The organism is Microcoleus sp. S13_C3 (assembly GCF_036700905.1).
In the GTDB taxonomy this organism is placed as follows: Bacteria; Cyanobacteriota; Cyanobacteriia; order Cyanobacteriales; family Microcoleaceae; genus Microcoleus.
Map to the genome: position 1 here is coordinate 77,651 of NZ_JAUBPT010000001.1, position 12,807 is coordinate 90,457.

Consider the following 12,807-nt stretch of genomic DNA (forward strand, 5'->3'; position numbering starts at 1 on the left):
GCATAAGTTTTTCAAAGTTTGGGGTTTAAAAACCCAAATATAAAATGTTTGTTGGTACTCATCAACCCAGGATAATGCTATGGATATTGTCGAACAAATTCCCCATAACTTAGTCAAACACTATCAAATTAAAAAGCTACTCGGAGAAGGCGGTAGTAGCACAACTTATGAAGCCGTTGACCTCCAAACACACCAGCGAGTCGCACTCAAAGCTTTGTCTTTACAGAAGATGAATGACTGGAAAGTCCTGGAACTATTTGAACGAGAAGCCAATGTTTTATCAAAATTGAATCATCCGGGAATTCCGCGTTATTTGGATTATTTTTATGTCGATACTCCCGATAACCGTTGTTTTTATATAGTACAAGAACTGGCCCAAGGGCAATCTCTAGCCAGTTTAGTCGAAAATGGCTGGCACGCTAGTGAACCAGAAATTAAACACATTGCCGCACAAATTTTGGAGATTTTAGTTTATCTCCATTCACAGACACCACCTGTTATCCACCGGGATATTAAACCAGAAAATATTGTTTTTAAATCCCCCATTAATTCCCACCAACCAAAAGATTGGGAAGTCTGCTTAGTAGATTTTGGAGCAGTGCAAAACACTTATTACAATACCTTAATGCGAGGAAGTACCGTCGTTGGAACCTATGGTTATATGGCTCCCGAACAATTTCTCGGACAAGCCGTACCTGCAACAGATTTATATGGTTTAGGAGCGACCTTGTTGTATTTACTAACCCACCGTTCCCCGGCGGAATTACCAACAAATATACTAGAGAAAGATTTTCGCTCTCAAATTCAGATTTCTTCAGCATTTGCCGAGTGGTTAGGAAAAACGATCGCGTCTGATTTAGAAAACCGCTTTCGATCGGCAAAAGAAGCGCTTGAATCTCTTCGCCATCCTCGAATAGTTAACGTTAAATCCAATCCGACTCAATGGAAAAAACGCCTCAAAATAGGAATGGCTGCTATTGCTACTGTTGCTGTTTTTAATCACTTTAAATATCCTATCCTCAACCGGATTGGATTTACACCCCATGCAGTTGTCGAGGCTGTTGGACAGGGAGATACTAACACTGTTAGGCATTATCTGGATCTTGGCATTAATGCTAATAGCAGGATATATAATAATTATAATTTACTACACTACGCTGGCTCAAAAGAGGTGGTAGAATTGTTAATTGCCAAGGCTGTAGATGTCAACGATAAGGGTACAGATGGCAATACACCATTACACTTTGCTGCTGGATTCTATCGCAGAAAAGTGGAAGTGGCACAGACGCTAATTGCTAAAGGTGCAAACGTCAATGTCAAAAACAATAAAGGTTTGACTCCTCTACATATGGCGCGATCGAAGGCGCTCGCAAAAATACTACTCGCTGCGGGCGCAAAAATTAACATCAAAGAAGAAAATGCCCGAAATGGCAAGGGTACAACTTTATTACATAACGCAGCCAAAATAGGTTTTAAGGAGTTGGTACAACAGCTAATTAAAGACGGTGCAAATATTGTTATCAGAGATAGTATAAACAGAACTCCTCTGCACTATGCAGCCACAAAAGAAGTTGCCACTTTGCTAATGCTGGATATCAATGCTAGGGATCAATATGGAGATACTCCGTTACACCTAGCTGTTCAAAATAATCGCCCAGAAATTGTCTCGCTTTTAATTGCTAATGGCGCGAAAGTCAATGTCGAAAATGCAAGTGGAAATACTCCGTTACACCTAGCTGTTCAAAATAATCGCCCAGAAATCGTCTCTTTTTTAATTGCTAATGGCGCGAAAGTCAATGTTGAAAATGCAAGTGGAAATACTCCGTTACACCTAGCTGTTCAAAATAATCGCCCAGAAATCGTCTCTTTTTTAATTGCTAATGGCGCGAAAGTCAATGTAAAAAATAATGATGGATGGATTCCTCTAGATATTGCTTTTTTCAAGAATAGACAGGATATCAATCAACTGCCGCCGTTGCCGTTAGAGGATGGTGCAAAAATTAATATCCAGCATAATCACAGAAAAATTCCACTGGATATCGCCGTAGACCTGAAACTTCAGGATACAGTAGCGCTGCTAATTAGTAAAAACCCAGATGTTAATAGTGAAGATGAATATGGCAGAACTTTACTGCATATCGCTGTCAGTTTTAAACTTAAGGATGTAGCCAAACAACTCATTGCTAAAGGTGCATTTGTTAATGCCAAAAATAACTTACTTCAAACTCCCCTGCATCTTGCTGTTGCTCAAGGATCTCAAGATATCACTGAACTGCTAATTGCTAATGGTGCAAGGGTTAACACTAGAAATGCGAACGGTCAAACTCCGTTGTATCAAGCGATCGCGATCGGACACAATGATATTGCTGCCCTGCTAATTAACAACGGTGCAGATGTTAATAACAGAGATATATGTGGCACAACTCCACTGCACAAAGCCGCACATTATGGCACTGTAGAAATCTTAAATTTGCTGATTGCTAAAGGTGCAACAATCGACGCTAAAAACTGCGATGGTTACACGCCGCTAATGATAGCAGAAACCAACTGGAACCCCGACCGAGAAGCAGCCGCCAAAATACTCATATCTCACGGCGCAACAGACTAATTATCCAAAACAAACCCAGGCAGAAAAATATGAAAACACTACAACCATCGGAAAAAATTATTGCTGAAAGATATCGCATTCTCGGCAAATTAGGACAGGGTGGAGTTGGAATTACCTATGCTGCTGTAGATTTAAACAGCAATCAAAAAGTTGCACTCAAAGCTTTATCCCTGCGCCTGACAACTGAATGGAAGAAAATCGAGTTATTTGAACGAGAAGCCAAAACTTTATCGGGATTGAATCATCCGGGAATTCCTCGCTATATTGACTACTTTCAAGTGGATACTTCCCAAGATCGTTGTTTTTATATCGCCCAACAACTCGCACCGGGAAAATCTCTCGCACAGTTGATAGAAAATGGCTGGAAACCAAAGGAATCGCAGGTTCGTCATATCGCCTATCAATTGCTAGAAATTCTAGTTTACCTGCAATCGCTGTTACCTGCTGCGATCCACCGAGATATTAAACCTCAAAATATTATTCTGCAAAAAAATGGGCGAGTCTTCTTAGTGGATTTTGGGGCAGTTCAAAATACTTACCATCATACCGTTACTGGAGGCAGTACCGTTGTCGGAACCTACGGTTACATGGCACCAGAACAATTCCGAGGAAAAGCTGTATTATCAACAGATTTGTATGGATTGGGAACCACGCTGCTTTTCTTGTTAACCCAGCAATTTCCATCGGATTTACCCAGACAAAAGCTGAAGGTAAAATTCCGCGATCGCGTCTCTATTTCTCCCGAGTTTGCCGACTGGTTAGAGAAGATAATTGAACCTGCAATCGAAGATCGATTTCACTCAGCAAAAGATGCTTTATCAGCGCTGCGAGGGGAACAACCAAGCGGGATTAATCCAGACAAAATGTTTCAGCGATCGCCCCACTCCCGAATTACTTTAATTGACACTAAACGGTGGTTATTAATCAAGATACACCCCGATCGTTCACCTAGCAAACTCAAGTGTTTTTTCCAGTTCATTCATCTGAGTTATAAATTTTTACTTCCATTCTCTTTGATTATGGGATTTTTTCTATTTAGCTTGGGTGAATACGCTACAACCGACTGGCTAAGTATATTATCCTTACTATTTTTCTTGATATCGATCCTGGCTATAACAACATTTACCCTATTTTATGCTTTGATGTGGTTGTGTAGGTGCTTGTGTAGTAGGATTGCTTCTCGTCTATTCATCAGACCAATTCAAATCAGTTCTCAAGATATCCAGCGGGTAAAGTTGAGCGGAATTCATCTGCCATTGCTCAAAAAATCGATTAGTTTTTGCCGGATTCGCGCCAAGTCGCGTAACTATTGTTTTGGCTTATTTTTGCCGCAAGCTGAGAAAGAATGGTTGGTAGGGGAATTGAGTGATTGTTTAAGTAAACTAAAATAAATCATTATTGTTATCCACCGAGTCGATCAAAAACCCGTTTTTTTCCGAGTGCGTGGATTAAATAAATGCGGAAGTATAGAAGATTTTATGTACTAATTTAGGCAATAATAATCATCAAAAAATCCTGGATCTGGCATGAGAATAAAACTATAAAGAATCTCGATATTTATGAAATAGGACTGCAAAAGGGGAAGGCGATCGCACTTCTTGAATACATAACTAAAATGATTGCTTGAGAGTAGCGATCGCCTTGTCGATTGGTTATGCTTGACTCAGGGTGCTCCTTTCTGCCAATTGACTGACCAACAAAAATAAAGATGTTTGTGCTTAAATACCGTCAAGGCAAGAAATATCTCGCCCTGAGTGGGGTAGTGTCCTTAAGCTCCAGTATCTCCTAAGCGTGAAGGTTCGATTGATGAGTATTTCTACTCGAAATAAAAAAACTATCCTGTTTTTGGCAGCCAACCCCAAAAATACCACCCCTGTGGACTTACAGAAAGAGGCGAAGGAAATTGCAGAGGGGTTGCAACGCTCTAAAAAGGCCGACAAGTTCCAACTGGAGCAACAGTGGGCGGTGACACCCAGAGAAATGCAGCGAGCCATATTAGATTATAAACCAGAGATTGTGCATTTCTCTGGGCATGGTGCAGGAGAAGGCGGTTTAGCCTTGGAAGATGAGGCGGGACAAATTAAGCTGGTAAATACCAAAGCTTTGGCAGCTTTATTTGAGGCGTTTAAGGAGTACGTGGAGTGCGTAATACTCAACGCTTGCTATTCAGAAGTGCAAGCTGAGGCGATCGCACGTCACATTCCATACGTTATCGGCATGAAGCAAGCGGTGGGAGATAACGCTGCACGAGAATTTGCTGTAGGTTTTTACGATACCTTGGCGGCGGGGGAGTCGATCGAACGTGCCTATAAGTTGGGTTGCGTTAGCATCAGCATGGCAGGAATTTCTGAAGAACTTACGCCGGTATTAAAGAAGAAGTCTGATTTTTCTGAGTTGGATGCAGCAGATCGATCGCGCGATGCTTCTGTTAGCGATATCGTTGAGGAGTCGTCGCCTGTGGTGGAAAATCCGCGATCGATCGCCGCACCTCCCCTTTCTCTTCTCAACTTAGACAACCCCGAAGGTTCTGTTAGTTTAGATTCCCCCCTATATATTGACCGTCCTCCCATTGAATCGGACTCCTACCAAACTATTGTTAAGCCCGGAGCTTTAATCCGAATCAAAGCCCCCAGGCAAATGGGAAAAACTTCCTTAGTGCAGCGAATTTTATACCACGCCAAGGAACAGGGATATCAAACAGCGTATTTAAACTTTCAATGGGCTGATGGCAGTTTTCTCACCCATCTTGATGAGTTGTTGCAGTGGTTTTGTGGTGAGATTACCAATGAATTAAATTTAGAAGATAGGTTAGGAGAATATTGGAAAGGCGTTCTCGGCAGTAAAAATAAAACTACGAAGTATTTCCAACGCTATCTACTATCGGACAGCGATCGGCCTATTGTTTTAGGGTTAGATGAAGTCGATCGGATTTTTCAGCATTCCGAAATAGCCACCGACTTCTTTGGATTATTACGAGCTTGGCACGAGCGGGGAAAAAATGAGGAAATTTGGAAAAAGCTGAGGTTAGTCATTTCTCACTCTCAAGAAGTTTATATTCCTCTCAATATTAATCAGTCACCATTTAACGTGGGATTGCCCATAGAGTTACCTGAACTCAATCAGAGACAGGTAACAGATTTAGTGAATCGACACCGATTAAATTGGTCAAATCAAGACATTTGTGACCTGATGGAAATGGTGGGCGGTCATCCTTATTTAGTGCGAGTTGCTCTCTACCAAGTTGCCAGGGGGAGAATTACCTTAGATAGCTTGCTAAAAGTCGCTCCTACTGAAGAAGGCCCTTACTACGATCATTTACGACGGCATTTAGTTAACTTGGAAACAGATGCAGAACTAGCAGCAACAATTAGACAAGTGATTAACAGCGAAGAACCTGTAGAGATTCACACCGGAGAGGCTTTTAAATTGCGAAGCATGGGGTTGATAAAATTTCAGGGAAATGCTGTCATGCCATTGTGTGGTTTGTATCGTCAATATTTTAGCCATCGCCTAGCCTCTCCCCAAGCGAATATGGCTTCTGTGCAACAAATTAATAACCAATCAAGCTTGCACGTAGAGAGTAATTTAGCAGCTATTATTTTTTCGGATGTCGTTAATTCCACCGCCTTATCAGTTGCCAACCAAAAGCTGACACTAGAATTAGTGAATCGAGATTTCAACATCATCCGAGGCATCTGCGCTAAACATCAAGGCAAAGTCCTGAAAGAAATGGGCGATGGTTTATTAATTTGCTTTCCAGAAAGTGCCGTAAAAGCAGTAGCCTGTGCGCTAGAAATACAACGAAATTTCGCCCAAGCTGCTACAAGCTTACCTGCGAGTCATGTCCTGCAACACCGGATTGGTATTCACTTGGGGGAAATATTCTCTCTTAATAATGATATCAGAGGGGCTGGTGTAAATTTAGCGGCTCGTTTAGAAGGGAAAGCAGAGCCAGGTGGAATCTGTATTTCTGAGACAGTTTATCAAGTCGTTAAAACCCATTTATCTTTAAATGTGATTGACTTAGGTATGCAACAGTTAAAAGGAATTCCTGAATCTGTACGACTGTACAAATTGATTGTTTGATTATCGGATTTTCACATATAAATTAACAATGACCTATGAAAGATTATCAATATCAAGTGGGAGGGAGCCTGCCAGCCAACGCCCCAACTTATGTCACTAGAAAGGCGGATGAAGAACTTTATCAAGCTTTAAAAGCCGGAGAATTCTGCTATGTTCTTAATTCCCGACAAATGGGAAAATCCTCCCTGCGAGTGCGGACAATGCAGCGGTTACAAGCAGAGGGAATCGCCTGTAGTAGCATTGACATCACAGAAATTGGCACCTCAGATATTACACCAGAAGAGTGGTATGCAGGCGTGATTGATAGCATCGTCAGCCGATTAAATTTGTATGACATTTTTGATTTAGATGAATGGTGGGAGCAGAATAAATTAGTATCGAACGTTAAACGATTTAGTAAATTTATTGAAGAAGTATTACTCAAAAATATCTCAGAAAATATAGTAATTTTTGTCGACGAATCGGACAGTTTAATCAGCTTAAAGTTTAAAATAGAAGATTTTTTTGCTGTAATTCGTGATTGCTATAATAATCGAGCCGACAAACCCGAATATGGTCGATTAACATTTACGATGTTAGGGGTAGCAACTCCCTCAGATTTAATTCAAGACAAGCGACGTACTCCGTTTAATATTGGTCGAGGAATAGAGTTAACCGGGTTTCAATTAGCAGAAGCCCAACCTTTGGCAGTCGGCTTAGAAACTCAAGGAAAAAAATCGCAAGCATTATTAGAAGCAATCTTATATTGGACGGGTGGACAGCCATTTTTAACACAAAAACTTTGTAAGTTACTGCTCGAAAGTGCCAACTCTACACCCATTCAAAATCCCGCTGATTGGGTAGAAAACTTAGTCCGAGAAAAAGTGATTGATAATTGGGAAGGACAGGATGAACCAGAACATTTAAAAACGATTCGCGATCGCATTTTACGCAGCGAACAACGGGCAAGTCGGTTATTGGGGCTATATCAGCAAATTTTACAGCGCAATGAGATAGCGACTGATGATAGTCCCGAACAAATGGAACTACGATTAACTGGGTTGGTAGTTAAGCACTCTGGGAAACTTAAAGTTTATAACCGGATTTATCAAGCGGTTTTTAACCTGGATTGGGTGGAAAAGCAATTAGCGAATCTCCGCCCTTACAGCGAAAGTTTTAAAGCTTGGATAGAGTCGGATTGTCAAGATGAATCGCGACTGTTGCGGGGTCAAGCCTTGCAAGATGCTCAAAATTGGGCCGCAGATAAAAGTTTGAGTAATTTAGATTATCAGTTTTTAAATGCCAGTCGGGAATTACAACAACGGGAAGTTGAACGAGAGTTAGAAGCACAGAGACAAGCGAATAAAATTTTAAAAGAGGCAAATGAGACGCTAAGGAAAGCAAAAGAATTTGCTATGTATGAGGTAACTCAAGCCAAGAATTTAGCAAATGTAATTCAGGAAACGGCTTTTTCTAATGAATCATTTCGTTCAGGACAGACATTTCAAGCATTGTTAGAAACATTGAAGGCAGCGGACGCATTCAAACAACTAGATGCTTCAGCCGAGACTACAAAAGACATGAAAGCGCAAGTAATAGCTGCACTGCAACAAGCCGTTTCCGAAGTCAAAGAGCGCAATAGTTTGGAAGGGCATAGCATTTCTGTCAGAAGCGTCGCCTTTAGTCCAGATGGCTTGACTTTGGCTTCTGCAAGCAGTGACAAGACTATCAAACTGTGGCACCTACAAAGCCAAAAACCCATCGCTACCCTCATCGGTCATCGCAGTTGGGTCAATAGCGTTGCCTTTAGTCCCGATGGCAAAACCTTGGCTTCCGCCAGCGAGGACACGACCATCAAACTTTGGCACCTACAAAGCCAAACAGCCATCGCTACCTTCACCGGCCATCGCAGTACGGTCAGAAGCCTCGCCTTTAGTCCTGATGGCAAAATTTTGGCTTCCGCCGATGACATGACCATCAAACTGTGGAATCTGGAAAGCCAAACACCCATCGCTACCCTCACTGGCCATCACTGTACGGTCTGGGGCATCGCCTTTAGTCCCGATGGCAAAACTTTGGTTTCCGCCAGCGAGGACAAGACCATCAAACTGTGGAACCTGCAAAGCCAAACAGCCATCGCTACCTTCACCGGCCATCGCAGTACGGTCAGAAGCGTCGCCTTTAGTCCTGATGGCAAAATTTTGGCTTCCGCCAGCGATGACACGACCATCAAACTTTGGAATCTGGAAAGCCAAAAACCCATCGCTACCCTCACCGGTCATCGCAGTACGGTCAGAAGCGTCGCCTTTAGTCCTGATGGCAAAACTTTGGCTTCTGCCAGCGAGGACATGACCATCAAACTTTGGAATCTGGAAAGCCAAAAACCCATCGCTACCCTCACCGGTCATCGCAGTTGGGTCAATAGCGTCGCCTTTAGTCCCGATGGCAAAACCTTGGCTTCCGCCAGCGATGACACGACCATCAAACTGTGGCACCTACAAAGCCAAAAACCCATCGCTACCCTCACCGGTCATCGCAGTACGGTCAGAAGCGTCGCCTTTAGTCCTGATGGCAAAACTTTGGCTTCCGCCAGCGAGGACAAGACCATCAAACTATGGCATCTGCAAAACCAAAAAATCGCTACTCTCACTCACCATAGCAGTTGGGTCAATAGCGTCGCCTTTAGTCCCGATGGCTTGACTTTGGCTTCCGCCAGCGATGACAAGACTATCAAACTGTGGCACCTACAAAGCCAAAAACCCATCGCTACCCTCATCGGTCATCGCAGTTGGGTCAATAGCGTTGCCTTTAGTCCCGATGGCAAAACCTTGGCTTCCGCCAGCGAGGACACGACCATCAAACTTTGGCACCTACAAAGCCAAACAGCCATCGCTACCTTCACCGGCCATCGCAGTACGGTCAGAAGCCTCGCCTTTAGTCCTGATGGCAAAATTTTGGCTTCCGCCGATGACATGACCATCAAACTGTGGAATCTGGAAAGCCAAACACCCATCGCTACCCTCACTGGCCATCACTGTACGGTCTGGGGCATCACCTTTAGTCCCGATGGCAAAACTTTGGTTTCCGCCAGCGAGGACAAGACCATCAAACTGTGGAACCTGCAAAGCCAAACAGCCATCGCTACCCTCATCGGTCATAGTAGTTGGGTCAATAGCGTCATCTTTAGTCCCGATGGCAAAACTTTGGCTTCCGCCAGCCATGACAAGACCATCAAACTGTGGCACCTGCAAAGCCAAAAACCCATCGCTACCCTCACCGGGCATAGCAATTCGGTCATTAGCGTCGCCTTTAGTCCAGATGGCAAGACATTAGCTTCTGCAAGCAGTGACAAAACCATCAAACTGTGGATTTGGGATTTCGATAAACTAATGGCATTAGGTTGCAATTGGATTAGCGATTATCTTAGAACCAACCCGAAAGTAACAGAAGAGGATAAACAGATGTGTGCTGATTACCTTAGCCAAGAGTCAATCAAATCAGAGACAGGTAACAGATTTAGTGAATCGACACTGATTAAATTGGTCAAATCAAGAGATTTGTGACTTAATGGAAACGGTGGGTGGTCATCCTTATTTAGTGCGAGTTGCTCTCTACCAAGTTGCCAAGGGTAGAATCACCTTATATCGGTCTATGAATTAACAATGACCTATGAAAGATTATCAATATCAAGTTGGAGGGAGCCTGCCTGCAAATGCCCCAACTTATGTCACTCGAAAGGCGGATGAAGAACTTTATCAAGCTTTAAAAGCCGGAGAATTTTGCTATGTTCTTAATTCCCGACAAATGGGAAAATCATCCCTGCGAGTGCGGACAATGCAGCGGTTACAAGCAGAGGGAATAGCCTGTAGTAGCATTGATATCACAGAAATTGGCACCTCAGATATTACGCCAGAAGAGTGGTATGCAGGCGTGATCGATAGCATCGTCAGCCGATTAGATTTGTATGACGTTTTTGATTTAGATGAATGGTGGGAGCAGAACAGCTTACTATCAAATGTTAAACGATTTAGTAAATTTGTTGAAGAAATATTACTCAAAAATATCTCCGGAAATATAGTAATTTTTGTCGATGAATCGGACAGTTTAATCAGCTTAAATTTTAAAATAGAAGATTTTTTTGCTGTGATTCGTGATTGCTATAATAATCGAGCTGATCAACCCGACTATCGTCGATTAACATTTACAATGTTAGGGGTGGCAACTCCATCAGATTTAATTCAAGACAAGCGACGTACTCCGTTTAATATTGGTCGAGGGATAGAGTTAACGGGGTTTCAATTAGCAGAAGCCCAACCTTTGGCAGTTGGGTTAGATAGTCAAGCAGGAAATTCGCAAGCATTGTTAGAAACCGTGTTATATTGGACTGGGGGACAGCCATTTTTAACGCAAAAAGTTTGTAAATTACTCCTCAATCATGCCAACTCTGCATTCATCCAAAATCCTGCTGATTGGGTAGGAAACTTAGTTCGAGAAAAGGTGATTAAAAATTGGGAAGGGCAGGATGAACCAGAGCATTTAAAGACGATTCGCGATCGCATTTTACGCAGCAAACAACGGGCAAGTAGGTTATTGGGACTATATCAGCAAATTTTGCAGCACAAGGAAATAGCAACCGATGATAGTCCCCAACAAATGGAACTACGATTAACTGGGTTGGTGGTTAAGCAGTCTGGGAAACTTAAAGTTTATAACCGGATTTATCAATCGGTTTTTAACCTTGATTGGGTGGAAAAACAATTAGCGAATCTCCGCCCTTATAGCGAAAGTTTTAAAGCTTGGATAGAGTCTGATTGTAAAGATGAATCGCGACTGTTGCGGGGCCAAGCCTTGCAAGATGCTCAAACTTGGGCAGCAGATAAAAGTTTGAGCGATTTGGATTATCAGTTTTTAAATGCCAGTCGGGAAGTCCAACAACGGGAAGTTGAACGAGAGTTAGAAGCACAGAGACAAGCGAATAAAATTTTGACTCAAGCGAATGAGACGCTAATTAAAGCAGAGCAATTAGCGACCTATAAAGTCAGTCAAGCCCAGAATTTAGCAAATGTCATCCAGGAAACTGCTTTTTCTAATGAATCATTTCGTTCAGGACAGATATTTCAAGCACTGTTGGAAGTATTGAAGGCAGGGTACGCATTCAAACAACTAGATGCTTCAGCCGAGACGACAAAACAGATTAGAGGACGAGTGATAGCTGCGCTGCAACAAGCAGTGTCCGCAGTAAAAGAGCGCAATCATTTGGAATGGCATAGCAATTCTGTCAGAAGCGTCGCCTTTAGTCCAGATGGAAAAACTTTGGCTTCTGCAAGCCGTGACCACACCATCAAACTGTGGCACCTGGAAACCCAAAAACCCATCGCTACCCTCAGAGGGCATAGCAATTCGGTCTTGAGCGTCGCCTTTAGTCCAGATGGCTTGACTTTGGCTTCTGCTAGCACTGACAACACCATCCAACTGTGGCATCTGGAAAGCCAAAAACCCATCGCTACCCTCAGAGGGCATAGCAATTCGGTCTTGAGCGTCGCCTTTAGTCCAGATGGCTTGACTTTGGCTTCTGCTAGCACTGACAACACCATCCAACTGTGGCATCTGGAAAGCCAAAAACCCATCGCTACCTTCAGCGGGCATAGCAGTTCGGTCTGGAGTGTCGCCTTTAGTCCAGATGGCTTGACTTTGGCTTCTGCAAGCTATGACAGCACCATCAAACTGTGGGATTTGCAAAGCCAAAAACCCATCGTTACCCTCACCGGGCATAGCAGTTCGGTCTATAGCGTCGCCTTTAGTCCAGATGGCAAGAGATTGGCTTCTGCAAGCAGTGACAACACCATTAAACTATGGAACCTGCAAAGCCAAAAACCCATCGCTACCCTCACCGGGCACAGCAATTTGGTCTGGAGCGTCGCCTTTAGTCCAGATGGCTTGACTTTGGCTTCTGCAAGCAGTGACAACACCATCAAACTGTGGCACCTGCAAAGCCAAAAACCCATCGCTACCCTCACCGGGCACAGCAATTTGGTCAATAGCGTCGCCTTTAGTCCCGATGGCTTGACTTTGGCTTCTGCAAGCAGTGACAACACCATCAAACTGTGGCACCTGCAAAGCCAAAAACCCATCGC

The 12,807-nt window shown here is 43.2% G+C and carries 6 protein-coding genes; all 6 read left to right on the forward strand.

Going from position 1 to position 12,807, the window contains the following annotated elements:
- Positions 1 to 79: 79 nt before the first annotated feature.
- Positions 80 to 2,608, forward strand: a complete 2,529-nt coding sequence (locus QUA16_RS00325; protein WP_333180960.1) for an ankyrin repeat domain-containing protein — start codon at positions 80 to 82, stop codon at positions 2,606 to 2,608.
- A gap of 29 nt (positions 2,609 to 2,637) precedes the next feature.
- On the forward strand, positions 2,638 to 3,999 hold the full coding sequence (locus QUA16_RS00330; RefSeq protein ID WP_333105803.1) for a serine/threonine-protein kinase: 1,362 nt from the start codon (positions 2,638 to 2,640) through the stop codon (positions 3,997 to 3,999).
- Between the two features lie 415 nt (positions 4,000 to 4,414).
- Positions 4,415 to 6,694 carry an AAA-like domain-containing protein gene (locus tag QUA16_RS00335; RefSeq protein WP_333105805.1) on the forward strand — a complete coding sequence of 760 codons (2,280 nt, stop codon included), beginning with the start codon at positions 4,415 to 4,417 and terminating at the stop codon, positions 6,692 to 6,694.
- Between the two features lie 35 nt (positions 6,695 to 6,729).
- Positions 6,730 to 10,236, forward strand: a complete 3,507-nt coding sequence (locus QUA16_RS00340) for a WD40 domain-containing protein (RefSeq protein ID WP_333180961.1) — start codon at positions 6,730 to 6,732, stop codon at positions 10,234 to 10,236.
- A gap of 4 nt (positions 10,237 to 10,240) precedes the next feature.
- Positions 10,241 to 10,333, forward strand: a complete 93-nt coding sequence (locus QUA16_RS00345; RefSeq protein WP_333105807.1) for an AAA-like domain-containing protein — start codon at positions 10,241 to 10,243, stop codon at positions 10,331 to 10,333.
- 9 nt (positions 10,334 to 10,342) lie between these two features.
- Positions 10,343 to 12,807, forward strand: a 2,465-nt coding sequence (locus QUA16_RS00350; protein WP_333180962.1) for a WD40 domain-containing protein, incomplete at its 3' end; no start/stop codon positions are given.